The organism is Aeromonas sp. 130281 (assembly GCF_056642115.1).
In genome coordinates, this window is sequence record NZ_JBWVQS010000004.1 from 262,469 (window position 1) to 289,214 (window position 26,746).

24 protein-coding genes are annotated in these 26,746 nt (G+C 62.5%); 13 read left to right on the forward strand and 11 right to left on the reverse strand.

Annotated features, from left to right (window positions below; translation table 11 throughout):
- The first annotated feature begins 38 nt into the window (after positions 1–38).
- From AC1IN8_RS13200 to AC1IN8_RS13210, 3 genes are all read left to right on the forward strand, one after another.
- On the forward strand, positions 39–1,274 hold the full coding sequence (locus tag AC1IN8_RS13200; protein WP_139433970.1) for an argininosuccinate synthase: 1,236 nt from the start codon (positions 39–41) through the stop codon (positions 1,272–1,274).
- A gap of 395 nt (positions 1,275–1,669) precedes the next feature.
- On the forward strand, positions 1,670–3,055 hold the full coding sequence (gene argH / locus AC1IN8_RS13205) for an argininosuccinate lyase (protein WP_479759073.1): 1,386 nt from the start codon (positions 1,670–1,672) through the stop codon (positions 3,053–3,055).
- Between the two features lie 153 nt (positions 3,056–3,208).
- On the forward strand, positions 3,209–3,736 hold the full coding sequence (locus AC1IN8_RS13210) for an RBBP9/YdeN family alpha/beta hydrolase (RefSeq protein WP_202047233.1): 528 nt from the start codon (positions 3,209–3,211) through the stop codon (positions 3,734–3,736).
- Positions 3,737–4,174: 438 nt separating this feature from the next.
- Here AC1IN8_RS13210 and AC1IN8_RS13215 read toward each other — a convergent pair whose 3' ends face one another.
- A complete protein-coding gene (locus AC1IN8_RS13215; protein ID WP_479759075.1) occupies positions 4,175–5,065 on the reverse strand; it encodes a LysR substrate-binding domain-containing protein in 891 nt (296 codons plus the stop codon).
- 96 nt (positions 5,066–5,161) lie between these two features.
- Between AC1IN8_RS13215 and AC1IN8_RS13220 the strand changes: the two genes are divergently transcribed.
- The 4 genes from AC1IN8_RS13220 to AC1IN8_RS13235 all read left to right on the forward strand — a co-directional run bounded on the left by AC1IN8_RS13220 (position 5,162) and on the right by AC1IN8_RS13235 (position 7,199).
- Positions 5,162–5,488, forward strand: a complete 327-nt coding sequence (locus AC1IN8_RS13220) for a carboxymuconolactone decarboxylase family protein (RefSeq protein WP_139433974.1) — start codon at positions 5,162–5,164, stop codon at positions 5,486–5,488.
- Positions 5,479–5,871: a tautomerase family protein gene (locus AC1IN8_RS13225; RefSeq protein ID WP_479759078.1), complete on the forward strand. Its 393-nt coding sequence runs from the start codon at positions 5,479–5,481 to the stop codon at positions 5,869–5,871. Before AC1IN8_RS13220 ends, AC1IN8_RS13225 begins: the two co-directional genes overlap by 10 nt.
- A 5-nt stretch (positions 5,872–5,876) precedes the next feature.
- On the forward strand, positions 5,877–6,395 hold the full coding sequence (locus tag AC1IN8_RS13230) for a DUF4865 family protein (protein WP_479759079.1): 519 nt from the start codon (positions 5,877–5,879) through the stop codon (positions 6,393–6,395).
- 141 nt (positions 6,396–6,536) lie between these two features.
- Positions 6,537–7,199, forward strand: a complete 663-nt coding sequence (locus AC1IN8_RS13235) for an FMN-binding negative transcriptional regulator (RefSeq protein ID WP_479759081.1) — start codon at positions 6,537–6,539, stop codon at positions 7,197–7,199.
- Positions 7,200–7,352: 153 nt separating this feature from the next.
- Here the strand turns inward: AC1IN8_RS13235 and AC1IN8_RS13240 are convergent, their stop codons facing one another.
- A complete protein-coding gene (locus tag AC1IN8_RS13240; protein WP_111873993.1) occupies positions 7,353–7,565 on the reverse strand; it encodes a hypothetical protein in 213 nt (70 codons plus the stop codon).
- Positions 7,566–7,762: 197 nt separating this feature from the next.
- On the opposite strand from AC1IN8_RS13240, the gene AC1IN8_RS13245 reads away from it, so the two are divergent.
- The 5 genes from AC1IN8_RS13245 to AC1IN8_RS13265 all read left to right on the forward strand — a co-directional run bounded on the left by AC1IN8_RS13245 (position 7,763) and on the right by AC1IN8_RS13265 (position 14,001).
- Positions 7,763–8,467 (forward strand): response regulator transcription factor, encoded by a 705-nt coding sequence (locus AC1IN8_RS13245; protein ID WP_427229499.1) that lies wholly within the window; start codon positions 7,763–7,765, stop codon positions 8,465–8,467.
- A complete protein-coding gene (locus AC1IN8_RS13250) occupies positions 8,457–9,899 on the forward strand; it encodes a sensor histidine kinase (RefSeq protein ID WP_479759084.1) in 1,443 nt (480 codons plus the stop codon). Before AC1IN8_RS13245 ends, AC1IN8_RS13250 begins: the two co-directional genes overlap by 11 nt.
- 109 nt (positions 9,900–10,008) lie before the next feature.
- The gene (locus tag AC1IN8_RS13255) at positions 10,009–11,256 is read left to right on the forward strand and encodes an ABC transporter substrate-binding protein (RefSeq protein ID WP_139433981.1); all 1,248 of its coding nucleotides are present in this window, start codon (positions 10,009–10,011) and stop codon (positions 11,254–11,256) included.
- Between the two features lie 108 nt (positions 11,257–11,364).
- Positions 11,365–12,819 carry a glucose-specific PTS transporter subunit IIBC gene (ptsG, locus tag AC1IN8_RS13260; protein ID WP_479759086.1) on the forward strand — a complete coding sequence of 485 codons (1,455 nt, stop codon included), beginning with the start codon at positions 11,365–11,367 and terminating at the stop codon, positions 12,817–12,819.
- A 720-nt stretch (positions 12,820–13,539) separates the two neighbouring features.
- Positions 13,540–14,001, forward strand: a complete 462-nt coding sequence (locus AC1IN8_RS13265) for a GNAT family N-acetyltransferase (RefSeq protein WP_479759088.1) — start codon at positions 13,540–13,542, stop codon at positions 13,999–14,001.
- A 292-nt stretch (positions 14,002–14,293) separates the two neighbouring features.
- Here the strand turns inward: AC1IN8_RS13265 and AC1IN8_RS13270 are convergent, their stop codons facing one another.
- The 9 genes from AC1IN8_RS13270 to AC1IN8_RS13310 form a co-directional block, all read right to left on the reverse strand.
- Positions 14,294–16,855 (reverse strand): beta strand repeat-containing protein, encoded by a 2,562-nt coding sequence (locus tag AC1IN8_RS13270; RefSeq protein ID WP_479759090.1) that lies wholly within the window; start codon positions 16,853–16,855, stop codon positions 14,294–14,296.
- A gap of 771 nt (positions 16,856–17,626) precedes the next feature.
- On the reverse strand, positions 17,627–17,968 hold the full coding sequence (locus tag AC1IN8_RS13275; RefSeq protein WP_342059802.1) for a DUF1294 domain-containing protein: 342 nt from the start codon (positions 17,966–17,968) through the stop codon (positions 17,627–17,629).
- Complete coding sequence (locus AC1IN8_RS13280; RefSeq protein WP_479759092.1) at positions 17,965–18,555, reverse strand: sugar O-acetyltransferase; 591 nt, start codon at positions 18,553–18,555, stop codon at positions 17,965–17,967. Before AC1IN8_RS13280 ends, AC1IN8_RS13275 begins: the two co-directional genes overlap by 4 nt.
- A gap of 74 nt (positions 18,556–18,629) precedes the next feature.
- A complete protein-coding gene (locus tag AC1IN8_RS13285) occupies positions 18,630–19,889 on the reverse strand; it encodes an MgtC/SapB family protein (protein ID WP_247625518.1) in 1,260 nt (419 codons plus the stop codon).
- A 208-nt stretch (positions 19,890–20,097) separates the two neighbouring features.
- Positions 20,098–20,934, reverse strand: a complete 837-nt coding sequence (locus AC1IN8_RS13290) for a transporter substrate-binding domain-containing protein (RefSeq protein WP_479759094.1) — start codon at positions 20,932–20,934, stop codon at positions 20,098–20,100.
- Positions 20,931–21,692 carry an amino acid ABC transporter ATP-binding protein gene (locus tag AC1IN8_RS13295; protein WP_479759095.1) on the reverse strand — a complete coding sequence of 254 codons (762 nt, stop codon included), beginning with the start codon at positions 21,690–21,692 and terminating at the stop codon, positions 20,931–20,933. The genes AC1IN8_RS13290 and AC1IN8_RS13295 overlap by 4 nt, the downstream gene beginning before the upstream one ends.
- A complete protein-coding gene (locus AC1IN8_RS13300; protein ID WP_479759097.1) occupies positions 21,689–22,351 on the reverse strand; it encodes an amino acid ABC transporter permease in 663 nt (220 codons plus the stop codon). Before AC1IN8_RS13300 ends, AC1IN8_RS13295 begins: the two co-directional genes overlap by 4 nt.
- Positions 22,352–22,425: 74 nt before the next feature.
- A complete protein-coding gene (locus AC1IN8_RS13305; RefSeq protein ID WP_479759099.1) occupies positions 22,426–23,091 on the reverse strand; it encodes an amino acid ABC transporter permease in 666 nt (221 codons plus the stop codon).
- Positions 23,088–24,299: a threonine synthase gene (locus tag AC1IN8_RS13310; RefSeq protein ID WP_479759101.1), complete on the reverse strand. Its 1,212-nt coding sequence runs from the start codon at positions 24,297–24,299 to the stop codon at positions 23,088–23,090. The genes AC1IN8_RS13305 and AC1IN8_RS13310 overlap by 4 nt, the downstream gene beginning before the upstream one ends.
- A gap of 217 nt (positions 24,300–24,516) precedes the next feature.
- Here AC1IN8_RS13310 and AC1IN8_RS13315 point away from each other — a divergent pair, with 217 nt between their 5' ends.
- The gene (locus AC1IN8_RS13315; protein WP_479759103.1) at positions 24,517–26,664 is read left to right on the forward strand and encodes a prolyl oligopeptidase family serine peptidase; all 2,148 of its coding nucleotides are present in this window, start codon (positions 24,517–24,519) and stop codon (positions 26,662–26,664) included.
- The last annotated feature ends 82 nt before the right edge of the window (positions 26,665–26,746 follow it).

The window sequence follows — 26,746 nt, forward strand, 5'->3', positions numbered from 1 at the left end:
GAATCACAACCTTATCGAATCATCACGGAGAGAAGTAAATGAGCGGAATCAACAAGATCGTACTGGCTTACTCGGGCGGACTGGATACCTCGGCCATCATTCCCTGGCTCAAAGAGAACTACGATGCGGAGATCATCGCCTTCGTCGCCGACGTGGGCCAGGAGCGTGACGATCTGGAAGGGATCGAGCAAAAAGCCATCGCCTCCGGCGCCACCAAGTGCATCGTCAAGGATCTGCGGGAAGAGTTCGTCAAAGAGTACGTCTATCCGACCCTGAAGACAGGCGCCGTCTACGAAGGCACCTACCTGCTGGGCACCTCCATGGCCCGTCCCATCATCGCCAAGGCGATGGTGGAAGCGGCCCTGGCGGAAGGGGCCGACGCCATCTCCCACGGCTGTACCGGCAAGGGCAACGATCAGGTGCGCTTCGAAGGCGCCGTGGCCGCCCTGGCCCCCCAGCTGAAGGTCATCGCCCCCTGGCGTCTGTGGGACATGCGCTCCCGTGAAGATCTGCTGGCCTATCTGGAAGCCCGCAACATCCCCTGCAAGGCGACCCTGAAGAAGATCTACAGCCGCGATGCCAACGCCTGGCACATCTCCACCGAGGGTGGCGAGCTGGAGAGCACCTGGAACGAGCCGTCCGAAGCGGTCTGGCAGTGGACTGTCTCTGCCGAGCAGGCGCCGAACGAGCCGGAATACGTCAAGCTGACCGTGGCCCAGGGCGAAGTGGTGGCCGTTGACGACCAGCCCCTGACCCCGCACCAGATCCTGATGACCCTGAACGAGCGTGCCGGCAAGCACGGCGTGGGCCGCATCGACATCACAGAGAACCGCATGGTGGGCATGAAGTCCCGTGGCTGCTACGAGACCCCGGGCGGTACCGTCATGGTCGCCGCACTGCGCGCCGTGGAAGAGCTGGTCTTGGATCGCCCGACCCGCGCCTGGCGCGAGAAGCTGGGTGCCGAGTTCTCCCATCTGGTCTATGACGGTCGCTGGTTCACCCCGCTGTGCAAGGCCATTGTCGCCTCTGCCAACGCCATCGCCGAGGATCTCGACGGTGAAGTGGTGCTGAAGATGTACAAGGGTCAGGTCACCGCGGTGCAGAAGAAGTCGCCGAACAGCCTCTACTCCGAAGACTTCGCCACCTTCGGCGCCGACGAAGTGTACGACCAGAGCCATGCCGAAGGCTTTATCCGTCTCTACACCCTGGCCAGCCGGATCCGCGCCATGAAGGAGCAGCATCAGGCCATCGGTGGTGATCACACCCACGGCTAACCCTCGAGGTTTCAAGCCGCAGAAAACCGGTGAGGGGGCTTGGCCCCCTCACTTATAAGCGGCGACCTGATTCCCTCGTCTGTAAGCGGGGGAAGGATAACCGATGAGCTGTGACAAGAGCGGCAGCGCCCGGGCCGCGTCTGTGAGATAACAGGGGCGGCTTTCAATGAGGGGTGTGCTTTGCCCCCTTCTCCCCTTGCGGGAGAAGGGTTGGGGATGAGGGGGAAATTGCTCTCACCCTGGCCCTCTCCCAAAGGGAGAGGGAACCGGTTCGCAGTTACTTGATGTGACAGCAGCCACATCGCTCGCTACCGCACTGTCATGCAGATAAACAGGGCACGATTTCAAGCTCGACGGCGCAAGGCGCCGCCGACAACGCATTCAAGGAGAGCAGTATGGCACTTTGGGGTGGACGCTTCAGTCAGGGAGCCGATAGCCGGTTCAAGCAGTTCAACGATTCGCTGCGGTTCGATTACCGGTTGGCGGAGCAGGATATTCAGGGCTCCATGGCCTGGGCCCGTGCGCTGGTGAAGGTGGGCGTATTGACCAGCGATGAGCAGGGCAAGCTGCAACAGGCGATGGAGGTGCTGCTCGCCTCGGTGCAGCAGGATCCCCAGCAGATCCTGAGCTCGGACGCCGAAGACATCCACTCCTGGGTCGAGGGCAAGCTCATCGATGCCGTGGGGACGCTGGGCAAGAAGCTGCACACCGGCCGCTCGCGCAACGATCAGGTCGCCACCGACCTCAAACTCTGGTGCAAGGCCCAGGGCGCGCTGCTGCTCGGCTCCATCACCGCGCTGCAACAGGGGCTGGTCGCCTCTGCCCGTGCCAATCAAGCCGCCGTGCTGCCGGGTTACACCCATTTGCAGCGGGCCCAGCCGGTCACCTTCGCCCACTGGGCCTTGGCCTATGTGGAGATGCTGGAGCGGGACTATTCCCGGCTGCAGGATGCCCTCAAGCGCCTCGACACCAGCCCCCTCGGCTGCGGCGCCCTGGCGGGCACGGCGTATGCCATCGACCGGGAGGCGCTGGCGCTCGACATGGGCTTTGGCGGCGCCACCCGCAACAGCCTGGATTCTGTGTCGGATCGGGATCATGTGGTGGAGCTGATGCACGTGGCGTCCCTCTCCATGGCGCACCTGTCGCGCTTTGCGGAAGATCTTATCTTCTACAACACAGGCGAGGCGGGCTTTGTCGAGCTCTCCGATGCGGTCACCTCGGGCTCCTCCCTGATGCCCCAGAAGAAGAACCCGGATGCCCTTGAGCTCATTCGCGGCAAGACTGGTCGGGTGGTCGGCGCCCAGATGGGCATGCTGATGAGCCTCAAGGCGCTGCCGCTGGCCTACAACAAGGACATGCAGGAAGACAAGGAAGGGCTGTTCGACGCCCTCGACACCTGGCACGACTGCCTCGACATGGCGGCTCTGGTGCTGATCGATCTGAAGGTGAATGGCGAGCGCACCAAGGCGGCGGCCCAGGGCGGTTACGCCAACGCCACCGAACTGGCGGATTACCTGGTGGCCAAGGGCATTCCGTTCCGCGAGGCGCACCATATTGTCGGCGAGACCGTGGTCTACGCGATCCAAGTGAAGAAGCCGCTGGAAGATCTCTCTTTGCCTGAGTTCCAGCGTTTCAGCCCTGTGGTGGGGGAGGATGTCTATCCGAACCTGGAGCTGGAAGCCACCCTGGCCAAGCGGGTCGCCAAGGGCGGTGTCGCCCGGGAGCAGATAGAAGCGGCCCTCACCGCCGCCGAAGCCTGGCTTGCCAAGCGGGCGGGCTGAGTCGAACCTGCCCGGACGAGTGAACAACGGCAACCCTATGGTTGCCGTTTTACTGCCTTGAGGTTCCTTCAGCTCATATGACGAGCCGCCATCTGAGCGTTGGCACTGCCATAGAGCATGAGTGGGCTTGAGTCGCAAAAGGAAAATTGCAGCATGACAGTACTAATATTGCCCGGGATCGGAAATTCGGGAGCAGACCATTGGCAGAGTCACTGGGAGCAAGCCAACCCCCATTATGTGCGCGTCGAGCAGCGTGATTGGGACAGCCCCCATTGTGCCGACTGGGTGGCGTCACTGGAGGCCAGCGTCAAGCACCATGGAGAAGAGACGATTTTGGTTGCCCATAGCCTGGCCTGTCTGCTGGTTGCCCATTGGGCGGCGCAGACGACGTTAAAGATCAAGGGTGCCTTGCTGGTTGCGGTGCCCAATCCGCAAGGCCCGAACTTTCCAGCGCAGGCGACGGGATTCGCGCCACTGCCACGGAAGGCTCTGCCATTCGCCTCCATGGTCATTGCCAGTACCGATGATCCCTATGGCGCAATCGCCTATGCCGAGCAGTGTGCGGCAGTCTGGGGGAGTGAGCTGGTCAATGTTGGCGAAGCCGGTCATATCAATGGCGCCAGCGGGCTGGGTTCCTGGCCAGCGGGTCATGACTTGCTAAATGCGCTGACCCTGTCCTGAGTGCGGCGCATATAGTTGCATCGCAGTCATCAGCCATGGGAGGGAGAACCTGATCTCTCCCCTGCTTCGTCCAGGAGAGCCATCATAACCATCATCGGGTGATGCATCTCCCTGGCTGTGGGAGAGTATGGGTGCCCATGTTGCCCGTGCGGATCGCAGGCCTGTCATTGTCCAGGGAGCCGTCATGTATCTTCCCCTCACTTCGAAGCCCCACATCCCGAGGCCATGCACGAGCTGATGCGCGCCCGCTCTCTGGAAGATGGCGGATGCAGCGCGAGACTATATCGAGGCCGTGGTAGGGGTGGCGACAGGGATCAACCGCCTGGTTGGCAAGTTCAAGCCGAGTCAGCACAAGGAGGTGGGAGACAGGCTGGGGGCGGTGATGGCTCTGGGCAATAGCGACAGGGGCGAGGCCCGCAGCTATGGCAGCACGTCTTCTCAGCCCTTGCTGGCACTGGCCCGATGCACGGCGTCGGTAAGCAGTGCCTGCAACTGGCGCTCTGCCTCATTGGGTTCATTGCCCGCCCTCAGCAGGGCGACCCCTAGGGTACCCGGTGACGGCAGCACGCTGCCGAGGGTCACCAGACTGGCCGGCATGCCGATGGTGGATCGCACCGTGAGCCCGAGCCCTGCCTGCAAGGCCGCCCAGATCCCCCCTAGACTCTGGCTGGTGAAGGCGATGCGCCAGGGGATCCCGGCCTCGTCGAGGGCCCGGGTGGCCCGTGATCGCATCAGGCAGGGGGCATCGAAGACCACCAGGGGCAAAGGCTCCCCCCGTGCCAGCATAGTGGCGAGCTCCCAGTCCGGGTGCGCTATCCACTGCAGTGGCACCAGATCGATGAGCCGGGCATCCAGGCCCTCATCCTTTGGCTGCCAGGTCAGGGCCATGTCGAGGCTGCCCTCCTTGATCCCCTTTGTCAGCGGCCCATTGCGATCGATGCGGGTCGTCATGCGAAGCCCGGGATGCAGGCGACAGAAGGGCCCCAGCACAGCCGGCAGCAAAGATTCGCCAAAGTCCTCCTGTACCCCCAGCCTGAGCTCCCCTTGCAGCAGCTCCCCCTTGAGGGCGCGCACGGCCTCGTCATTGAGATCCAGCAGCCGTTTCCCATAGCCCAGCAGCAGCTCTCCCTGGGGGGTCGGGACCAGGTGGCGCCCGCTGCGAGCGACCAGTGCCGTGCCGCATTGCTGCTCGAGTTTTTTCAACTGGGCGCTGACCGCCGAGGTGGAGCGACACAGCCGCTGCGCCGCCAGCGCAAAGTTGCCGCACTCCATGCCGACGACATAGCTGCGCAGGGCATCGAGATCCAGGTTCAGGGGAATGGGCGTCATAATTGTCCTGATAATCGGGATTGATGGTCTTTGATATTTCGATTTTCTAAATTGTAGCAGTGGGAGAGAGTGGCTTCACCATCCAAGGAGATTGCCATGACCCATCCTGTTCTTGATCGTGACGACCTGGCGCTGGTGGCGCCGAGACTGTCCCAGCTAGCGGAAGACACGCTGTTTGGCGATATCTGGCAGCGGCCCGCCTTGTCAGCCCGCGAGCGCAGCCTGATCACCCTGGCCATACTGGCGTCGCTGGGGCGGGTGCAACAACTGCCGTGGCACATAGCGTTCGCCCAGCAAAACGGCCTGACACGGGATCAGCTGGAGGAGCTGTTCACCCATCTCGCCTTCTACGCCGGCTTGCCCGCCGCTGTCACCGCAGTGAGCCTGTTGCCCGCCCGCGAGGAGGCCAACCCATGCCGCTGACCCGCATCACAGTGCGCGAGGGGATGAGCGACGCGCGCCTGCAGCAGCTCTCCGCGCTCTATCACCAGACCCTGGTGGAGGTGTTCGAGGTGCCGCCGGAGGACAAGTTCCAGATCCTGGAGATCCTGCCGGCCAAGGCGCTCGTCTATCACCCCCACTACCAGACCGGCCGCCGGGACGGCGACTTCATCCTCTTCCAGATCCTGGCGGGGAAGCCGCGCAGCACTGAGGTCAAGGAGCGGCTCTATGGGCGGCTCGCCGAGCGGCTGCATGAGGAGCTGGGGATCCATCCCGACAACCTCATGGTGGTGATCCAGCAAAACGGCAGCGAGGAGTGGAGCTTCGGACGGGGTCTGATGTTCCGGCAGGGGGTGGCCATATGATCGCCATGCACTACAGATTCACCCTGCCCGCAGACTACGACATGGGGCTCATCGAGGCGCGGATTGCCAGCAACGGGGCCAGGCTCGACGGCTTCCTCGGCTTGCTGTTCAAGGCCTATCTCTATGGCCGCCATGACGAGGCCGCACTGCCATGCCGGGAGAACCGCTATGCCCCCTTCTATGTGTGGCAAAGCGCCGAGGCGATGCACCGATTCCTGGCAAGCGAGGGCTTTGCCGCGCTCACCAGGCATTTCGGCTGGCCCCATATCGAGACCTGGCATCTGCTGTCAGCCCCGCAGATGGAGGATCTCGAGCAGGCCAGGGTGGCCATCTTGCGGCGCACAGCCATTGCCCCCCATGCCTGCCTGGCCGAGCTGCACACCGGGGCCATGGTGAGCGGCTGGGATCTTTCCCGCTGGCAGTGGCTGGAGGTGGATCTCTTGCCGTCGCTCCCACAAGTGATGCCGGCAGGGGCCGATGCCTATCACATCGGCTACCTGGCCAAAGGGAGTCTTTTGCCCTGAGCGGGTGGCCGCTGTTCTCCGCTGGCGGCCAAGGCTTTCTTCGGTGGCGCTCGGCAGGCAAACTCGAGATGATGTTCTCCCGCCATGGGATCATCTCGACGGGTTTAGTACGGACACACCACCACGGATAAAGGAGCCTGCATGTACCTGCCACCCCATTTCGCCGCCACCGATCCCGAGGCGCTGCATCAGCTGATGCAGGCTCACCCCCTGGGGGCCCTGGTCACCCAGGGCGAGCAGGGGCTGGATGCCAACCACCTGCCGTTCGAGTTCGATGCCGATGAGGGGGAGCATGGGATCTTGCGGGCCCATGTGGCGCGCAACAACCCGCTCTGGCAGGAGGTGAAGGAAGGGCAGGAAGTGCTGGTGATCTTCAGGGCCGCGGAGGGCTACATCTCCCCCAACTGGTATCCGAGCAAGCAGGCGCACCACAAACAGGTGCCCACCTGGAACTATGCCGTGGTGCATGCCCACGGCCGCATCCGGGTGCGGGACGATGCCCGCTTCGTGCGCCGCCTGCTCGCCACCCTGACCCGCACCCAGGAGGCTGAAGAGCCTGCTCCCTGGAAGATGGCGGATGCGCCGCGCGACTATATCGAAGCCATGGTGCAGGCCGTGGTGGGCATAGAGATCGAGATCGATCGGCTGGTCGGCAAGTTCAAGCTGAGCCAGAACAAGGAGAAAGAAGACAGGGAGGGCGCCATCCAGGGGGCCCGTGAGCGGGGCGGGGAGGCGCTGGCCAAGGCCATGCAAGAGAGCATGCCAGCTGCCATGCCGCCTGCCGCAGCGCCTGCGGCAGACTAGCCACGCCGCCCCGGAGTCCGGGGTGAGAGCGAACAAGAAAAACGGCAACCTTGGTTGCCGTTTCTCTTATTGCCGCGCCCGCGCCCCTGCCTTGGCTTGTCGTCGGAGGGCTGTTCGGGGCGTCGGTCTCCTGCCATTTGCCCGGCGGCATCCCTATAGCTCGTCGAAGGGGCGGCGCTTCTCCTGCTCCAGCACTATGGCCTCCAGGTTGGCGACCCGCTCCTGCAACTCCTTGATGATGAGATCCTGCTTGCCGAGGCGATCCGTGATGCGGACATCCCCCAGCTGGTAGCGGGCGCGCTTGCCGAGATAGCCAAACAGCACACTGATAAAGACGATCAGGACTATGCCTGTCCACAGACTCATATTGCCTCCCTGTCATCTGCTCCCCGTCGGGGGTGAGTACAGCCATTCTGTCACCCTGGGGGAACCTTGCCCAGTGACCGGTCGGGGTGACGGCGATTTGTAAGCGTCTGGTTACAAAAAGCCCGCCAATTGCCTCGACCCTGGCGCGTCTGTGCTGGTAACTTAGGGCCGATCTTCGTAGCCAGATTGATAATGCCATGGACAGTAAAGTCATTCTCATCGTCGATGACAGCCAGGCGCTGACCGATACCCTCACCGAGTATCTGGGCCGCGCCGGCTTCGAGGTACGCACCGCCTGCGATGGCGAGGCCATGTGGCAGCAGGTGCGCCAGGGCATGCCGGATCTGGTGATCCTGGATGTGATGCTGCCAGGGGATGACGGCTTCACCCTCTGCTCCCAGCTGCGCCGCCTCTCCAACGTGCCCATCATGATGCTGACCGCCGTGACCGAGGATGCCGATCGCATCGCCGGGCTCGAGATAGGGGCGGATGATTACCTCACCAAGAGTTTCAATCCCCGCGAGCTGCTGGCCCGGATCAAGGCGCTGCTGCGACGCAGTCGCCTCACCCAACAGGCGGCGACCGCCAGGCGCATCAGCTTCGGCTCCTGGACCCTGGACAGCGTGACCCGCCAGCTCTCCCGGGCGGGGGAGGCGCCACGCCAGCTGTCGGGGGCCGACTACACCCTGCTCGGTCTCTTCATTCGCCACCCCAACGAGTTGCTCAGTCGGGATCTCATCTCCCAGGAGATCTGGGGACGGGAGAGCGACCCCTTCGAGCGAGGCATAGACGTGCAGGTATCCCGGCTGCGCCAGGCCCTGGATGACAAGGATCGCACCCTGATCATGACGGTGCGCAACAAGGGTTACATGCTGGCGACCGAGACCGTCTATGAGGCCTAGTCGGGGCTGGGGGCCACGCTCCCTGGCCAGTCGTACCAGCCTGTTTCTGCTGTGCGTCATACTGGCGGCCGAGCTGTGCGCCGGTTTTTTCTGGTATCGCCACAGCAACCAGGCCCAGGAGCAGGGGTTGATCAGCACGGTGCGCAGCATGGCCTTGAGCGCCTCCTCCACCATCGCCTTCTTTCGCAAGCTGCCCCAGGATTACCGTCATCTGGTGCTGGAGCAGCTGCGCAACATGGGAGGCACCCGCTTCTTCGTCTCCCTTAACAACCACCCGCTGCCGGTGACCCCCATCTCGGGTTCGCACCGCCGGACCCAGATGGTGGGAGAAGTGGAGCGGGTGCTGCAACAGGAGCTGGGTCACGAGGTGACCAGCAGGGTCGACTTCACCAGCCGAGCCGATCTGCGGGTATTCAACACAGAGATCCCCATCGACGATCTGCCCCTGAACTGGGCCCACTACAGCCTGGCCCTGGGCGAACTCAATCCACCGATCCTGGTGATCCAGATTGCCGTCGCGCCCGGCGCCTGGTTCTATCTGGCGGCGGCCCTGCCCGCCCCTTACGAGAGCCTGGATCCCCGTTTCTTCACTCCGAGCCAGCTCGGTTTCATGTTGGGGTCGGCATTGATCATCCTGATCGCCACCTGGTGGGTGGTGCGCAAGGAGATAAGGCCCATCCGCAATCTGGCCCGGGCCGCGACCCTGCTCGACAGCAAGCGGGAGGTCCCCGAGGTGCAGGAGGAGGGGAGCAGCGAGACCCGGGCCGCCATCCATGCCTTCAACAAGATGCAGCGGCGCATTCGCAGTCATCTGCACGAGCGGGATCTGTTGTTCAGCGCCATGTCCCATGATCTCAAGACCCCGTTGGCCTGTCTCAAGCTGCGTACCGAGATGCTGGCGGACCCAGAGGAGCAGAGCAAGTTTGCCGCCCACCTGGACGAGATGGAGTTGATGGTGAAGGGGGCACTGCAGTGCATGAAGGAGACCCACATTCACGAGGAGATAGAGGCGCTGGATCTGATGGAGATGCTGCGCCGCTGTGGCGAGCTCCATAACCATGATGAACCCAGGATGACGTTGCAGGGGCCCCCCAGCCTGATGCTGGTCGGCAAGCCGCTGGCCATCAAGCGCTGTCTGCAAAACATCATAGACAACGGCATCAAGTACGGAGAGCGCCTGCGGGTACAAGTGACGCATCAGGGGGACAAGGTGAGGATCGCATTCAGCGACCAGGGGCCGGGTATCAGTCCGGCGCTGATGGAGCGGGTATTTGACCCCTACTTTAGGGTCGCGTCGACCAAGGCCCTGCCCGGCAGCGGGCTCGGCCTCACCATAGCCCGCCACATCGCCCGCATCCACGGCGGCGATATTTATCTTCACAACCATCAACCCCATGGTCTGACCCTGATACTGGAGCTCAACCTTGACTGATTTCCTGCGCGCCCTGCCCGGCAGCTCACCATCGCCCGCATCCACGGCGGCGACATTCATCTTCACAACCATCAACCCCATGGTCTGACCCTGGTACTGGAGCTCAACCTTGACTAATTCCCTGCGCGCCCTGGCCTGGTTGCTGGCCCTGCCGCTCCATGACGCCCTGGCCGGCGAGGTGGAGATGTTGCACTGGTGGACTTCCCCCGGGGAGCAGGCCGCCTTCGCCGTGGTGACGGCGCAGTTACAAGGGGCCGGAGTGGAACTCAAGAATGCCGCCATCCTCGGTGGCGGGGGCAACAGCGCCATGGAGGTGCTGCAGGCCCGGGCCATCGCGGGCAATCCTCCGGCTCTGGCCCAGCTGGAGGGGCAGGCCATCGCCTCCTGGACCCTGCTTGGCTTCATCCAGCCTCAGGACGAGGTGGCAGGTGAACAGGAGTGGGATCGGCAACTGCTGGGGGTGGCCCCCAGGGTCAACAAGATCGAGGGACACTACATGGGGATCCCGGTCAACGTGCATCGCCTCAACTGGATGTGGGTCAACCGCGCCCTGCTGGCCCGCCTCGACATGGCCCCCCCCACCGACTGGCCCGGCTTTCTCGATGCGGTGCGCGCCCTCAGGGCCAAGGGCATCAAGCCGTTGGCGCTCGGCAACGACCCCTGGCAGGTTGCCCTGCTGTTCGAGAGCCTGGCGCTGGGGATGGGAGGCAAGGAGTATTACCAGAAGGCCTTCGTCGAGCTGGACCCGGTGGCGCTCGGCAGCGACACCAGTCGCCAGATCCTGGACCGCTTTCGCGAGCTGAGCGAACTGGTGCTGCCCACCCTGAGCGGCCAGAGCTGGGATCAGGCCACTGCCGATCTCGCCGAGGGCAGGGCGGCCTTCCAGTTGATGGGAGACTGGGTGCTGGGGGATCTGCTGGCCCGTGGGGTGGCCGTGCCCGAGCAGGTGCAATGCCTGCCAGCCCCTGGCACCCAGGGGCTCTATGTCTACAACATGGACAGCTTTGTGATGTTCAACGCCAACCTGCCCAAAGATCATCTGACCATTGCCCGGGCCCTGGCGAGCCCGGATTTTCAGCTCGCCTTCAATCGGGCCAAGGGCTCTATCCCGGTGCGCCGGGATCTCTCCCTGGCCGACTTCAACCCCTGCGCCCAGCTGTCGCGCATCGACTATGACAGGGCGGAAGCCGCGGGCAACCTGATGCCGAGCGTGGCAGACTCCATGGCCCTGCATCCCCTCTACCAGAAGGCGGTGGAGAGCGAGCTCTATCGCTTCTTCAATCAGCCCGAGCTCGACAGGGAGGGGGTGATCCGCCGCCTCGGCACAGTGGCGCGCAGCGCCTCCAGCAAGGGATGAGGCATCCCTTTTGTAAGTGTTTGATTACAATCCCATAGCCTATTGATACTCATGGCCGGCGCCGACCCTATACCCTGTTCTGGACAACCATCAAAGAGGAATTGAGACATGTCCGGATCATTTTTTTCCCAGGCGCAGCGGGTCGGGCGCAGCCTGATGCTCCCCGTGGCGACCCTGCCTGCCGCCGGTCTGATGCTGGGGATAGGCAACTTCGGTGCCCAGGGGCACCTCTTCCTGCCTCCCTCCTTCTGGAGCGTGCTCATGGTGTCGGGGGACTGGATCTTCGGCAACATGCCGCTGCTGTTTCTGATCGGCATCGCCATCGGCCTTGCCCGCAACAATGACGGCACCGCCGCCCTGGCCGCCGTGGTGGGCTTCATCACCATGAATGCCGCCCTCGGCAAGACGGTGGTGTTGCGCGGCCTGGAGACCAACACCGAGGTGCTGAGCATTCCCACCCTCAACATGGGGATCCTCGGCAGCATCCTGATGGGATCCCTGGCGGCTTACTTCTTCAATCGCTTCCATACCCTCAAGTTGCCCGAGTACCTGGGCTTCTTCGCTGGCAAGCGCTTCGTGCCCATCATCACCGGCTTTAGCGGCATCTTCCTCGGGGTGATGCTCGGCTTCATCTGGCCCGTGGTGGGCTCCGCCATCTTCGAGTTCACCGCCTACCTGGGCACCTTGAACAAGTCCGTCACCTTCGGCCTCTATGGCCTGGTGGAACGGGCCCTGATCCCGACCGGCCTGCACCATATCTGGAACGCCTTCTTCTTCAACGAGCTGGGCAGCTGGACCAATCCCCATACCGGGGAGGTGGTGACCGGAGAGCTGGTGCGCTTCTTCAAGGGAGACCCCAGTGCCGGTGGGCTGGCCGGGGGATACATGTATTCCATGTGGGCTCTGCCTGCCGCGGCTTTGGCCATCTATCGCTGCGCCAGCCCGGAAAAACGCAAGCTGGTGGGGGGCCTGATGCTGTCGGCGGCCTTTACCTCCTGGCTGACCGGGATCACCGAGCCGGTGGAGTTCGCCTTCCTGTTCGTGGCGCCCATGCTCTATGTGATCCACACCATGCTGACCGGGGTGGCCTTCGCCCTGACCAACTATCTGGGGATAGTGCACAGCACCGACTTCGCCCACGGCGCCTTGCAGTTCTTCCTCTACCTGAACCTGCCACAGACCCACAATACCTGGTGGTTCCTGATCATAGGGCCGCTCTGGGCGCTGCTCTATTTCAGCCTGTTCAGCTTCCTCATCCGCAAATTTGACCTCAAGACCCCGGGGCGGGAGAGCCAGCCGCTGCAGGCGGTGGACATCAAGGAGAAAGACGAGTTGGCGCTGGATCTGGTTGAGGCCATGGGCGGGGCGGCGAACATAGTGCATCTGGATGCCTGCATCACCCGGCTGCGGGTCAGCCTGCATGACATCAAGCTGGCGGATATCCCGCGCATCAAGGCCCTCGGCGCCATCGACGTGCTGGTGGTGGGCAACAACCTGCAGGCCATCTTCGGCACCCGATCCGACAACATCAAGACAGAGATGTCGGCGGCCATGGCGGTCTAGACGCCGCAGCAGAAGAGTGGCGACGAGGCCGGTAGGCGGTTGTCGCTTCGGCAATGGCAAGGTAGTGATGGCCGATCTGACCTACTGTCATTATCGCGTCCGCAACAAAGAGAGAGGGCCCCACCAGCGGTGGGGCCCTCTCTCTTTTGGCGCTAGGCCAGGGTCAGGCCAGCCAGAAGGGGCGGCTAACCCAGATACCGAGCAGCAATAATTGCCCCAGACGATGGCCCAGAACCGCAGGCGATAGCTCCCATTCCAGGTATTTCCCCGTGACAAACTGCCCACCTGTACGGCGAGGCCATGATTAGCGGAGGGAGTCTCTTCCGTGCTTGGTTATCTGCTGTCAGGGCCGGATTGTCCGAGCGAATCGATGTCTGTCAGGCAGAGGGGAGGGGGATGAGGACGATATTTTCATGCAGAAGAGTACGCCGAATCAGGCTCACTGTCGGCATGCCAGGTTTGTCCCCTGTTTATGGGGGGCTTTGCCTTGCCACGTCATGGCGGAGGGGAATCTCTCTTCGTCTGTACATTGGATGGAAAAAGGCGCTCTGTCGGTATTTGCTACAGGGAGATCCGTTTGCCCAGATATGACGGCATGTTTGCGACCGATCATCCATGCACATTATTCAGTATGTTATTGATAGAGTTTTCTTTTAATAAATGCTTGTCACCTGATATCGATGATGCATATCAGGCCGGACATCATTGTGAGGTCATCATATGGAAATTAGAAGGCTGGAGAGCGGTGGCGAGAATATCTGGTTTCAGGCGCTATCCATACTGCTTGCCGATACAGGTGAGGGGGCAGTAAAAGCCTCTCTGGAGGATATTGCCGCCGCTATTTCCGATGACCGCTGTTATCTGCTGGTTGCCTTGGATGAAGAGGGGCCGGCTGGGCTGCTGAGTGCATACCGGTTTCCCGACGTGAGAACAGGGGGGAGCCTGGCGTATCTGTATGATATTGAAGTGATGGGTGAAAAAAGAGGGCATGGCATCGGAAAAGGACTGGTGAACGCCTTGATTGCCTGCTGCAAGCGCGATGGTGTCAAGCTGGTTTGGGCCGGGACCGATATGGAAAATAAAGCCGCACGGCAGACCTTCGCGACGACAGGCGGGAAGGTAGAAGGCGACTCCTATGTTGAATATGAGTGGGATATTCTGGATGACGTAAACATCATCTGAATGCGCGGGTATGGCCTTTAGCTGATGGGGATAAATTACAAGCCAACCCTTGTGGTCGTCAAAGAATGCCGCCACCACAAGGTGGCAGCGGCTCACTTTCTCATTCAGATGGGGGCTGTGATATATGCTGTTTTTAAATTTAACTTGCCCTTCATTACGTACAGACCGCATCGTTTAGGATGATAGTGTATCTGTAACCGGAGTCAGCGCCCAATTAATATTCTTTGGAAAAATCCGCACCTTCAGGTGCGGATTATTTAAATGTATGAGTCAACAGGTATTTGGCTGAGGCTTACAGTGTCAAGGCGCATATAGCAGCGTTAGAGGTATTATTACTACCAGCTGTCCAGTTAACGTTGCCTGAGTCCAAGTAAACAAAATAGTAGTTGCTGGTGCTGACAGTAGTGGACGACCAGTGTCCACGCCAAGTGAAGGTGGAGTTGCCATAGTTCATCATATCACCCCACTCCCTCCACAGTGCACCTACGCCTCGGGTTGCCGGAGCTTGTGATAATAGTCTGTAAGCGGGAATTTTCCATTGGTAAGAGGGTTGTTGTTCATTACACCAAGTTCTTGCTTCAGAATAAGTGACCCTTGATGATCCATTACTTCGAAACCAGGAGGCTATCGTAAAGGTATAGGCTAGAGATGTTCCTCCCGACGTTGGTGTCGCTGTAATAGTGACAGGTGCGGCATCACCCTGAGATATAAAGCTCACCATTCCACTGTTATCCACAGAGACCCATGCAGCATCACTGCTCCAGGTGTAATCACTCGGCGTACTGGGAGTATTCAGGACAAATTCCGCCCCATCAAACCCTGTGGTCGGGAACCCGGCATCGACAGTAAAAGTGAAGTCATTGACGGAAATATCTTCAAACGCCCCGAAGAGAGGGGTGACGACGACATTGATTGTCACCCTGTCACTGGTCACGCCATCCAGGCTGGCGGTCACTTCTGCGCTGCCCTGTTCCACACCGGTCAGCAGGCCGTTGGGGGTGATGGTGGCCATGGCGGTGTCATCGGACAGCCAGGCGACGCTGCTGGTTACATTCGCCGTGGTGTTGTCGCTGTAGGTGGCGGTGGCGGTCAGCTGCTGAGTCTGGCCCTTGCCGACCGACACGCTTGGCGGTGTGATCTCGATGGCGGTGAGGATGGCATCGGTGACGGTGACGTCGACGATGTTGCTGGTGATTCTGTCCTGGTGGGCGGTCGCTTCCGTGATCCCCGTTACCATCCCGGTCAGCAGGCCGGTTGATGAGACGGTTGCCGCGGCCGTGCCGTTTAGCAGCCAAGTGACCCAGGAGGCGTTGCTGCTGATATCCGCTGTGGTGTTGTCGCTGTAAATAGCGGTAGCGGTCAGTTGCCGGGTCTGGCCCTTGGCGAGCGAGACGCTTGGCGGCGTTACTTGAATGGCGGTGAGGATGGCGTCGGTGACGGTGACCTGGATTGTGTTGCCGGTGATGCCGTCCAGGCTGGCGGTGACCTCTGCGATGCCCTGTTCCACACCAGTCAGCAGGCCGGTGGCGGTGATGGTGGCCGTGGCGGCGTCATCGGACAGCCAGGCGACGCTGCCGGTCACATTCGCCGTGGTGTTGTCGCTGTAGGTGGCGGTGGCGGTCAGTTGTTGGGTCTGGCCCTTGGCGAGCGAGACGCTTGGCGGCGTTACTTGAATGGCGGTGAGGATGGCGTCGGTGACGGTGACCTGGACTGTGTTGCCGGTGATGCCGTCCAGGCTGGCGGTGACCTCTGCGGTGCCCTGCTCCACACCGGTCAGCAGGCCGTTGGGGGGGATAGTGGCCGTGGCTGTGTCATCCGACAGCCAGGCGACGCCATTGGTCACATTCGCCGTGGTGTTGTCGCTGTAGGTGGCGGTGGCGGTCAGCTGCTGAGTCTGGCCTTTGCCGACCGACACGCTTGGCGGCGTTACTTGAATGGCGGTGAGGATGGCGTCGGTGACGGTAATTTGGACTGTGTTGCCGGTCACGCCATCCAGGCTGGCGGTGACCTCTGTTGTGCCCTGTTCCACACCGCTCAGCAGGCCGGTTGATGAGACAGTTGCCGTGGTGATGTCGGTTGGCAGCCAGGCAACGCTGCTGGTCACATCTGCCGTGGTGTTGTCGCTGTAGGTGGCGGTGGCAGTCAGCTGCTGGGTCTGGCCTTTGCCGAGCGACACGCTTGGCGGCGTGATCTGGATTGCAGTGAGGGTGGCATCGGTGACAGTAATTTGGACTGCGTTGCTAGTGATGCCGTCCTTGCTGGCGGTCAGTTCCGTGGTGCCCGCTACCCTGCCGGTCAGCAGGCCGGTTGATGAGACGGTTGCCATGGTGATGCCGGTTGGCAACCAGGTGACGTTGCCGCTGATATCCGCCGTGGTGTTGTCGCTGTAGGTGGCAGTGGCGGTCAGTTGCTGGGTCTGGCCTTTGCCGACCGACACGCTCGGCGGCGTGACTTGAATGGCGGTGAGGGTGGCATCGGTGACGGTGACCTGGACTGTGTTGCTGGTGATGCCATCGTGGCTTGCCGTGACTGTGGTCGTCCCCGTGTCTCTCGCGGTGAGTGCACCGGGTGACGACATGGTGGCGATCCGGCTGTCACTGGAATGCCAGCTTGTCTCACTCGTCAGATCCTTGACCGAACCATCGTCATAATGACCTGTTGCAATAAAGGGCTGGGTATTACCTTTTGCCAGAATGAGTGAACTGCTGCCTCTTGTGCTGATCGGGTTGGCAACAATATGGATCTGTTCTAATGATGGCGAGGTCTCGGGGGTCGTATCCTCTGAGCCACTACTACAACCCAATAATAAGAATGAAAAAAGCAGGGCGACATATGACCGTAACATCTTTGTCATAGGTAAAGTCCTCTAGGTTTATATTTTTGGAGCAAACCCGGCAGGGCTTGAATAATCATAAACAGGGGGCGAGTTACAGCGATGCAACGATGTGGAAAGTACGTATGACGCTCTTTAAGGCGGCTATGTTTAGTAACTCTATGATGTGATCAAATAATAACCCGCGAAATTAATCGCGACTAGTATTTTAAAAAATGTAATTTTATTATTTCTTTATTTTTCATTCAGGATGAACGCTTTATGAATGAAATTATCTTTATCCTGTTCTGAAATATCCTGTAACAAATTATATTCTTAGGTGTATTCAAAACCCTCTTTTATTTGTTTGGTTTTGATGAACTGGTTCTTAATATATCCTGTCCATTTCCCTTCTGAAATATTTTGAAACACATTCATGGGTTGCATTTTACATAGGGCATTCATGTTCATGGTTCTCTATATTGATGGGGGTACGTACGAAATGCAGTGCTCGATTGGAATGGCATATGGGCGCGTTATGGGAGCTGGTGATTGGAATGCCATGACAGATCCCGATTCATCTTGCTTTCATCCTTTGCCGTGGATGGGGCGCTTTCTACCGTGTAGCAAATAACGCGCGATGCGGGCCGCCCCTCATCATGCCTTAATGTGCAGCACAGCACGGGACCTCATGAGTTATGGGGGCGTATCACGTATCGACTGTTTGACGGTGAGAGAGGGGCGGGCGTGCTGCACACCATTATGCATGTGCGTGATCGGCAGAGCCGACCCGGACATTGCCAGCACGCCGGCTCAGAGCCCCTGCCAGAGCGGCCGGCTGATCCAGAGCCCCCACAGGCCGAGGTGCAGCAGTACTATGGCCCAGAACCGCAGCCGGTAGCTCCCCTTCTGGGTCTTGTGGCGCAGCCAGTGGCGGGCCACCAGGGCGCCGGGCCAGCCGCCGAGCAGTTCCAGCAGGTGGAGGCGGGATTCCGGGATGCGCCAGCCGCCGCGAATGGCCTGCCGCTTGTCGTGGGCGTAGGCCAGCACTGTGAGCAGGCTCATGGTGGTGATCAGGGCCAGCGGCCACCAGTTGGCCTCCTCAATGCCGAGCCAGGCGGCCCAGATCAGGGGCAGCAGGGCCAGGGCCATCATGACAGCAGCGCCGGATCCCGGGGCGCGTCCGGGCTGAGGGTGCGGATCACCCGGGCCGGGTTGCCCACCGCCAGGGAGCCCGCCGGTATGTCGCGGGTCACCACGGCCCCTGCCCCTATGATGGAGCGCGGCCCTATGGTGACGCCGGGGCAGATGATGGCGCCGCCGCCAATCCAGCAGTCATCGCCGATGCGCACCGGCTTGTTGTAGGCGGTCCAGTTGCGGCGCTCCAGATAGTCCATGGTGTGGGTGGCGGTGTAGATCTGCACGTTGGGGGCCAGCAGCACATGGCTGCCGATGTGCACCTCACCCACGTCCAGTATGGTGACGTTGAAGTTGAAGAAGGTCTTCTCCCCCAGATGGATGTTGCGGCCAAACTCGCAGATGAAGGGGGAGCTTATCCAGCAGGAGTCGGGGCAGTGGCCGAACAACTCGGCACACAGGCTCTGGCGCCCCTCGTGATCCCCCGCCGGTGTGGCGTTGAGTCTCGCCAGCAGGGCCTGGCCTCGAATGCGGTCGTTCGCTATCTCCTCGCTCTGGCTGTTCAGGGCGCCCCCCGCCAGTACCTTGTCCCAGTCGCTTGCCATGCTCACCTCCTCTCATGTGCCAAGAGGCGCCAGTATACGTGACCGGCAGGGCGGCGTCAGGCCTGGTGGCCGGGTCAGCCCGGCCAGAGGAGGGGCAGGATCAGCAGGGTGGAGAGGAGGTAGGGCAGCATGACCCTCAGCCCCAGACGGCGACCGCCGATCACCAGGGCCAGCAGCCCCTTCACCAGGGAGTTGACCAGGCCGGCTAGCAGAATGGCCCGGGCCGCCACCTCCAGGGCCAGCTCCTTGTGGGAGAGCTGGGAGAGAGAGAGGGTGATGGCGTCCACGTCCGTGATGCCGGAGACCAGCGCCAGCAGATAGACCCCGGAGTTGCCTACCTTGCTCTGCAGCAAGGTGGCCATGAAGCCGATGAGCGCCAGCAGCAGGCCGAACTTGATGGCGGTGGCGAGATCCAGCGGGTTGCGGGTTTCGGGCTGCACCGGGTTGTCGCTCATCTCCTCGCGCTGGCGCCAGAACCAGAAGGCGAAGCCGTAGACGGTGGCCGCCAGCAGCAGCAGGGGGAGGGCCAGGCGCATGGCCAGTTCGTTGTGAATGAGCAGCACCAGCACCAGCAGTCGCAACCACATGGTGGCCCCCGCCAGCAGTATGCCGGTGGCCAGCAGCCGCTCCAGCCCGGGCTGCTCCTTGTTGAGGCGGGCAAATTGCAGGGTGAGGGCGGTGGAGGAGGCGAGCCCCGCCAGCATGCTGGTGAGCACCAGACCGGCACGGGTGCCGAGCAGGCGCACCGCGAAGTGACCGGAGAAGGAGATGCCGGCGATCACCACCACCATCAGCCAGATCTTGAAGGGATTGAAGGCGTCGAGGGGGCCCATCTCGACGTCGGGGAGCACGGGCAGCAGCACCAGGGAGATGAGCAGGAAGCGCAGGGTGGCGTGAAATTCCGTCTCGCTCAAGAACAGCATCCCCTGCTGGATCTGGCCCTTGAGTCCCATCAAGAGCGCCGCCAGCACGGCGCAGGCCACCGCCTCGCTCGGGCTCTGCAGCACAGACATCAGCCCCAGCAGGTAGGTGAGCACCATGGCCACCGAGCTGGTGAGGCCAAACTCCCCCTGCCAGCGCTGGGCCAGCCAGACCGAGAGGCCGCAGCCGATGACCACAGCCAGCAGGCCGAGCAGGGCCAGCCAGGCACCCAGGGTGGGCAGTAGCAGGGCGCAGACGCCGCCGAGCAGGCCGATGAGACCATAGGTCCGCATCCCGGCGATGCGCTGGTTGTCCCCCAGCTGGCGCACCTGCCAGCCCCGCTCCAGTCCGATGATGAGCCCTATGGCCAGTGACACCAGGGCGCCGTAGACGGGCTCAGCCTCGATCCACATGGGGTTCTCCTCTCATTGCTCTCCCTGTCAGGATGGCACAGACGGTGCGCCAGCAGGGGGAGCTGGCTCACAGAGCGGGTGCGCCGCCTGGCGCCTGCCAGGCACGCAAAAAAAGGCGCCACCCGGAGGGGACGCCTGAAAACCAAACCTTGCGGTTTGAAGACCAACGGAACCAAAGATCACACACTCAGCACTTCCCTCGGCAGGCTCAACCCTGCCATTTTCCCCCTTCCACTATGACATCGTTGGGATCGGTGTCGGCACTCAGCTTGTCGCGCACATACTGGTCGTAGAGTTTCAGCAGGTACTTCTCTTCACCCAGCCTGGCGAGACGGTCGTTGACCCAGTCACGCAGCTCGATATTGCCCTTCTTCACCGCCGGGGCGATGGGATCTTCCGAGCCCAGCTTCTCGGGCAATACCCGATATCCCGGGTTCTCCTTGGCCCAGCTGAAGAGCACCAGATTGTCCTGGGCGTAGGCATCGCCGCGCCCCTGGGCCAGGGCCTGCAGGGATTCGGTGTTCTTCTCGAACTTGAGCACCTTCCACTCCGGGTGGTTGCGGGTCAGCCAGATGTCCGCCGTGGTGCCCGTGGTGACGATGAGTGTCTTGCTGGCCAGATCGTCGAGCTTCCTGGCCGGGCTCCCTTGTGGCACCAGCACCTGCACCGCGACCTTGAGGTTGGGGTTGGTGAAGTCCACCACCTGGCGCCGCTCCGGGGTCACCGTCATGTTGGCGAGGATCAGATCCACCTTGTCGCTCTGCAGGAAGGGGATGCGGCTGGCGGGCTCTACCGCCACAAACTCGACCTTGTTCTCGTCCCCCAGCAGATCCTTGGCGAAACGACGACCGAGATCGGTATCAAAGCCGACGTAGTTGCCCTTCTCGTCCACATAGCCGAAGGGGGGCTTGTCGGTGAAGACGCCGACGATGAGCTTGTCGCGTTCCTTGATCTTGGCGAGGGAACCGTCCGCCGCCTGGGCGGCGCCACTGGCGAGACCCAGTCCCAATAAGGCACTAAACAGAACCGAGGTAATTTTCTTCATGCTGACTCCTTTCGTTTGATGACAGTTGTATAAGAGAACTTGGCGAGGAACTGGCGCGCACGCTGGCTCCTGGGATTGTCGAAAAATTGATGGGGGGCGGCCTGCTCCAGGATGTGGCCGCCGTCCATGAAGAGGATGCGATCCGCCACCGCCTGGGCGAACGCCAGCTCGTGGGTGACGATGAGCAGGGTCATGCCGCTGCCGGCGAGATCGCGGATCACCTCCAGCACCTCCTGCACCATCTCGGGATCCAGCGCAGCGGTCACCTCGTCAAACAGCATCACCTGGGGGTTCATGCACAGGGCCCGCACTATGGCGATGCGCTGCTGCTGGCCGCCGGAGAGCTGGCGCGGATAGTCGTGGCGCCGCTCCCACAGGCCGACCCGGGTCAGCAGCTGCTCCGCCTGCAGCAGGGCCTCCTGCCGCTCTCGTTTTTGCACCTGAAGGGGGCCGAGCAGCACGTTCTCCAGCACTGTCAGGTTCGGGAAGAGGTGATAGCTCTGGAACACCATGCCGATGCGCTGGCGTAGCCGCTGCCAGTCGGTGCTGGCATCCAGCAGCACGCCGTCGAAGCGGATCTCGCCCCCCTGAATCGGCTCTAACCCGTTCAGGGTGCGCAGCAAGGTGCTCTTGCCGCAGCCGCTCGGCCCCAGGATGACGATCACTTCCCCGGGGTTCACCGCGAGGCTGACCTCGTCCAGTACCCGGTGTTGGCCAAATTGTTTGCTGACAGCATTGAGCTCAAGCAGAGGTGTCATACCGCATTACCCCATTGTTGCTCCAGCCGGCGCGAGGCGAGCGAGAGCGGATAGCAGACCAGAAAAAAGAACAGGAACAGCAGACCGTAGATGAGCAGCGAGCCATAGGTGCGCTCGATGATCTGCTGGCCCACCTTGATCACCTCCACCACCCCGATCAGCACCGCCAACGAGCTGGTCTTGATGATGCGGGTATGGATGTTGATGGTGGGCGGCGTCAGCCGTTGCAGCGCCTGGGGCAGCAGCACGTGGCGATAGAGCTGCCAGCGGGAGAGCCCGAGGGCCAGGCCGGCCTCCTGCTGGCCGCGGGCGAGGGACTTGAGCCCACCGCGCACCACTTCCCCCACCTCGCTGGCGCCCCACAGGGAGAGCACCAGCACGGCGCACCAGAAGGCCGGGATATCCAGGCCGAAGAAGATCGGCAGCCCGAAGAAGAAGAGGTAGAGCCAGACCAGCACGGGTACCACCCGAAACAACTCCAGATACACCCTCAGCACTCCCCGGGTCAGCCTTCCCCCCTGCTGTGCCAGCACGCCGTAACCGACCCCACCCAGGGTGGCGAACAGGATGGCGAGCAGGGAGATGGCGAGGGTCTGACCCGCGCCCACCGCCAGCAGCGGCAGCGCCTGCGTCAGCTGCTCAGTGACAGAATTGACCATATTGATCCCTCCTTTCTTGTGCATGGGTGGCGAGTGACGGTGGCAGCAGGGCGATCGATACCTGCATCAGCGATTCAGTGACCGAACTGACCATGTTGCAGCCTCCTTTCAACGACGCGCAGGGCGAGCGACAGCGGCAGAAAGATCAGCACGCACATCAAGGTCAGCACCGCCAGCATCTCGTAGGTCTTGTAGTAGAGGGCGATGTAGTTCCTGGTGGTGTAGAGCAGCTCCGGCACCGCTACCGCCGAGGCCACCGTGGTCTCTTTGAGCAGGAAGATGAAGTTGGCAAAGAGCGCCGGCAGGCTGGCGAGCCAGGCCTGGGGCAGCTGCACGTGGCGCAGCAGTTGCCAGCGGGAGAGACCTATGGCCCGGCCCGCCTCCAGCTGGCTGGGGGGGACCGCCTGAATGCCCGCCCGCAGCGCCTCGGTGAGGTAGCCACCGCCGAGGAAGGTCATGGCGATCACCGCAGTGGCAAAGCCCGACAGCGACAAGCCGAGCGCCGGCAACCCGAAGTAGAGAAAGAACAGCTGGATCAAGAGCGGCGTGTTGCGGGCCAGCTCCACATAGGCGCGGATCACCCGGTTCAGCCAGGGCCTGTGCAGGCTTTGCAGCGTCACGTTGAGCAGGGCCACGGCGAGGGAGGTGAGGATCACCAGGGCGCCGAGCTGCAGGGTGACCCAGACCGACTTGCCAAAGGCTGGCAGGGTAGTGAGGACAAAGGACCAGTCGAAGCTCATGCGGGGATACTCCCGTCGCGGCGCAGCCGCTGGGGCAGCACAGTGATGGCGTCCGGGTACTTGATGCCGGCGCCGGTGTTGAGCACCACCACCCGCTCGCCTCCCTGGATCCAGCCGCTCTCCCGCAGTTGGCGAGCGGCGGCGAAGGCGGCCGCCCCTTCCGGGCAGACGAAGCTGCCTTCGCGCGCGGCGAGCTGGCGGATCTCGCGCTGGATGGCGCCGTCGTCCACTGCTATGGCGCAGCCTTGGGTGCGATAGAGGGCGTCCAGCACCAGAAAGTCCCCCAGCGCCTTGGGCACATTGATGCCGAACGCCAGGGTCTGGGAGTCGGGCCAGAAGCGCGACTCGCGCTCCCCCTGCTGCCAGGCTTGGACTATGGGGGCGCAGCCGCTCGCCTGCACCGCCACCAGTCGCGGCAGCGGCCCCTGCACCCAGCCCAGCGCCTGCAACTCCCGCAGCGCCTTGTAGATGCCGATGAGACCGACCCCGCCACCGGTGGGGTAGAGGATGACATCCGGCAGGGTCCAGCCGAGCTGCTCGGCGATCTCCAGCCCCATGGTCTTCTTGCCCTCGATGCGGTAGGGCTCCTTGAGGGTGGAGGCATCGAACAGCCCCTGCTCCGCCACCGCCTGGGCCACCTGGCGACCGGCGTCGCTGATGAGGCCGTCCACCAGATAGAGGCGGGAGCCGGCGAGAGAGGTCTCCAGCCTGGTGATGGCGGGGGCCGCCTGGGGCATGACTATGGTGCTGCGCAGCCCGGCGCGGGCGCCGTAGAGCGCCCAGGCCGCCCCGGCGTTGCCGTTGGTCGGCATGGCGAAGTGGGTGACGCCGAGTTCCCGGGCGCGGGAGACCCCGACTGCGGCGCCGCGGGCCTTGAAGGAGCCGGTGGGGAGGATGCTCTCATCCTTCATCCAGAGATCCGGAATGCCAATCTGCTTGCCGAAAGCGGGCAGGGGCAGCAGGGGAGTGAAGCCTTCCCCCAGGGTGACCACCTGGGTGGGGTCGCGCACCGGCAGCAGCTCGTGGTAGCGCCACAGGCTGGCGGGGCGACCCAGCAGGGAGGCCGGGTGCCAGGCCTGCTTCAGGGCCTCGAGATCGTAGCTGGCTAGCAGTGGCGCGCCGACCCGGCTCAGTTGCTGGGGCCGATCGGCATCATGGGTCTCGCCGGTCTTGCTGCACCTCAGATGTGATAGGTAGCTGTAGGGCATGCTTTATCCTGAATGGGTCACGTTGGCTGGTTTCTTATTCCATCCTGTGACCCAGGGGCCGGATAACAAACAAAATAAAGCGGCAAACCTAAGTGAAAAAATTCATATGACTCCGTCTTTACCGGGGCACCGCCCGTCGCCACCGGCCGGGGGGTTGGGCCATCCGGCACTCTTTGTTACCCTGCCCGCTTCACCGAAATCGCAGGGAGCCACCTCGATGCGAGCCATTGTCAGCCTGCTGGCCCTGTCACTGCTGTGTGCGTGCAGCGGCCAGCCAACCGGAGAGGATGCCATGTCAGGGAATACGCGCCTTCACTACCCCGTCACCCGCCAGGGTGAGCAGGTGGATCACTATTTCGGCCAGGCCGTGGCCGACCCCTATCGCTGGCTGGAGGATGACCGCAGCCCCGAGACCGAGGCCTGGGTCAGGGCCCAGAACCGGGTAACTCAGGATTACCTCTCGCTGATCCCGTATCGGGCGGCCATCAAGGAGAGGCTGGCCTCATCCTGGAACTACGCCAAGGAGGGGGCGCCGTTTCGCGAGGGGCGCTACCACTACTTCTTCAAGAACGACGGCCTGCAGAACCAGAACGTGCTGTGGCGCCAGCTGCCGGGCAAGCCGGCGGAGGTGTTCCTCGATCCCAATACCCTCAGCCCCGAAGGTACCACGGCGCTGGATCAGCTGAGCTTCTCCCGGGATGGCCGCATCCTGGCCTACTCCCTGTCACTGGCCGGCAGCGACTGGCGCGAGATCCACCTGATGGACGTGGAGAGCAAGCAACCCCTGGAGACGCCCCTCAAGGACGTGAAGTTCAGCGGCATCAGCTGGCTCGGCAACGAGGGCTTCTTCTACTCGAGCTACGACAAGCCGGACGGCAGCGAGCTGTCGGCCAGGACGGATCAGCACAAGCTCTATTTCCACCGGCTCGGCACGGCGCAGCAGGATGACCGGCTGGTGTTCGGCGCCATCCCGGCGCAAAAGCACCGCTATGTGGGGGCCAGCGTCACCGAGGATGACCGCTTCCTGCTCATCTCGGCGGCGAACTCCACCTCCGGCAACCGCCTCTACGTGAAGGATCTGAGCCGGGAGAACGCACCGCTGCTGACGGTGCAGGGGGAGCTGGAGGCGGACGTGAGCCTGGTGGACAACAAGGGCGGTACGCTCTACCTGCTGACCAACCGGGACGCCCCCAATGGCCGTCTGGTGACGGTGGAGGCCGCCAACCCGGGCCCCGAACAGTGGCGCGACCTCATCCCCGAGTGTCAGCAGGTGCTGAGGGTGCACAGCGGCAGCGGCTACCTGTTCGCGGAGTACATGGTGGATGCCACCGCCCGGGTCGAGCAGTTCGACTACGAAGGCAAGCGAGTGCGCGAGGTGGCGCTGCCCGGCCTTGGCAGCGTCAGCGGCTTCAACGGCAAGCACGACGATCCCGCCCTCTACTTCGGCTTCGAGAACTATGCCCAGCCGCCCACCCTCTACCAGTTCGAGCCAAGGAGCGGGGCCATCAGCCTCTATCGCGCCTCGGCGGCGCCGTTCAAACCGGAGGATTACGTTTCCGAGCAGCGCTTCTACCGGAGCAAGGACGGCACCCGGGTGCCGCTCATCATCAGCTACCGCAAGGGGCTCAAACTCGATGGCAGCAACCCGACCATCCTCTACGGCTATGGCGGCTTCGACGTGAGTCTGACCCCGAGCTTCAGCGTGTCGGTGGCGAACTGGCTGGATCTAGGGGGCGTCTATGCGGTGGCGAACCTGCGCGGGGGCGGCGAGTACGGCCAGGACTGGCACCTGGCGGGCACCAGGATGAACAAGCAGAACGTGTTCGACGACTTCATCGCCGCGGCCGAGTACCTCAAGGCCGAGGGCTACACCCGCACCGATCGGCTGGCGATCCGCGGTGGCTCCAACGGCGGCCTGCTGGTGGGGGCTGTGATGACCCAGCGGCCGGATCTGATGCGGGTCGCGCTGCCGGCGGTGGGGGTGCTCGACATGCTGCGCTACCACAGCTTCACCGCCGGGGCGGGCTGGGCCTATGACTACGGCACCAGCGCCGACAATGAGGCCATGTTCGCGTATCTGAAGGGTTACTCGCCCCTGCACCAGGTGCGGCCCGGGGTCAGCTACCCCTCGACCCTGGTGACCACGGCGGATCACGACGATCGGGTGGTGCCGGCCCACTCCTTCAAGTTCGCCGCCACCCTGCAGGCGGACGATGCCGGCCCCCATCCCCAGCTCATCCGCATCGAGACCAATGCGGGGCACGGGGCGGGCACGCCGGTGACCAAGCTTATCGAGCAGAGCGCGGACCTCTATGCCTTCACCTTGTACGAGATGGGCTACCGGCAACTGCCGACCGTCCAGTGAGACCAGGGCCCTGCGGGGCCCTTTTCCGTGGTGGGACGGGCGGGCGCGACCATCCCTGTCTCGCCATTTGCCCGTTTTGGGG

What these genes read in the sequence shown, in the direction of transcription:
- AC1IN8_RS13200 (WP_139433970.1), top strand. Translation starts at nt 39, where the DNA reads ATGAGCGGAATCAACAAGATCGTACTGGCTTACTCGGGCGGACTGGAT.
- argH (WP_479759073.1), top strand. Translation starts at nt 1,670, where the DNA reads ATGGCACTTTGGGGTGGACGCTTCAGTCAGGGAGCCGATAGCCGGTTC.
- AC1IN8_RS13210 (WP_202047233.1), top strand. Translation starts at nt 3,209, where the DNA reads ATGACAGTACTAATATTGCCCGGGATCGGAAATTCGGGAGCAGACCAT.
- AC1IN8_RS13215 (WP_479759075.1), bottom strand. Translation starts at nt 5,065, where the DNA reads ATGACGCCCATTCCCCTGAACCTGGATCTCGATGCCCTGCGCAGCTAT.
- AC1IN8_RS13220 (WP_139433974.1), top strand. Translation starts at nt 5,162, where the DNA reads ATGACCCATCCTGTTCTTGATCGTGACGACCTGGCGCTGGTGGCGCCG.
- AC1IN8_RS13225 (WP_479759078.1), top strand. Translation starts at nt 5,479, where the DNA reads ATGCCGCTGACCCGCATCACAGTGCGCGAGGGGATGAGCGACGCGCGC.
- AC1IN8_RS13230 (WP_479759079.1), top strand. Translation starts at nt 5,877, where the DNA reads ATGCACTACAGATTCACCCTGCCCGCAGACTACGACATGGGGCTCATC.
- AC1IN8_RS13235 (WP_479759081.1), top strand. Translation starts at nt 6,537, where the DNA reads ATGTACCTGCCACCCCATTTCGCCGCCACCGATCCCGAGGCGCTGCAT.
- AC1IN8_RS13240 (WP_111873993.1), bottom strand. Translation starts at nt 7,565, where the DNA reads ATGAGTCTGTGGACAGGCATAGTCCTGATCGTCTTTATCAGTGTGCTG.
- AC1IN8_RS13245 (WP_427229499.1), top strand. Translation starts at nt 7,763, where the DNA reads ATGGACAGTAAAGTCATTCTCATCGTCGATGACAGCCAGGCGCTGACC.
- AC1IN8_RS13250 (WP_479759084.1), top strand. Translation starts at nt 8,457, where the DNA reads ATGAGGCCTAGTCGGGGCTGGGGGCCACGCTCCCTGGCCAGTCGTACC.
- ptsG (WP_479759086.1), top strand. Translation starts at nt 11,365, where the DNA reads ATGTCCGGATCATTTTTTTCCCAGGCGCAGCGGGTCGGGCGCAGCCTG.
- AC1IN8_RS13265 (WP_479759088.1), top strand. Translation starts at nt 13,540, where the DNA reads ATGGAAATTAGAAGGCTGGAGAGCGGTGGCGAGAATATCTGGTTTCAG.
- AC1IN8_RS13270 (WP_479759090.1), bottom strand. Translation starts at nt 16,855, where the DNA reads ATGACAAAGATGTTACGGTCATATGTCGCCCTGCTTTTTTCATTCTTA.
- AC1IN8_RS13275 (WP_342059802.1), bottom strand. Translation starts at nt 17,968, where the DNA reads ATGATGGCCCTGGCCCTGCTGCCCCTGATCTGGGCCGCCTGGCTCGGC.
- AC1IN8_RS13280 (WP_479759092.1), bottom strand. Translation starts at nt 18,555, where the DNA reads ATGGCAAGCGACTGGGACAAGGTACTGGCGGGGGGCGCCCTGAACAGC.
- AC1IN8_RS13285 (WP_247625518.1), bottom strand. Translation starts at nt 19,889, where the DNA reads ATGTGGATCGAGGCTGAGCCCGTCTACGGCGCCCTGGTGTCACTGGCC.
- AC1IN8_RS13290 (WP_479759094.1), bottom strand. Translation starts at nt 20,934, where the DNA reads ATGAAGAAAATTACCTCGGTTCTGTTTAGTGCCTTATTGGGACTGGGT.
- AC1IN8_RS13295 (WP_479759095.1), bottom strand. Translation starts at nt 21,692, where the DNA reads ATGACACCTCTGCTTGAGCTCAATGCTGTCAGCAAACAATTTGGCCAA.
- AC1IN8_RS13300 (WP_479759097.1), bottom strand. Translation starts at nt 22,351, where the DNA reads ATGGTCAATTCTGTCACTGAGCAGCTGACGCAGGCGCTGCCGCTGCTG.
- AC1IN8_RS13305 (WP_479759099.1), bottom strand. Translation starts at nt 23,091, where the DNA reads ATGAGCTTCGACTGGTCCTTTGTCCTCACTACCCTGCCAGCCTTTGGC.
- AC1IN8_RS13310 (WP_479759101.1), bottom strand. Translation starts at nt 24,299, where the DNA reads ATGCCCTACAGCTACCTATCACATCTGAGGTGCAGCAAGACCGGCGAG.
- AC1IN8_RS13315 (WP_479759103.1), top strand. Translation starts at nt 24,517, where the DNA reads ATGCGAGCCATTGTCAGCCTGCTGGCCCTGTCACTGCTGTGTGCGTGC.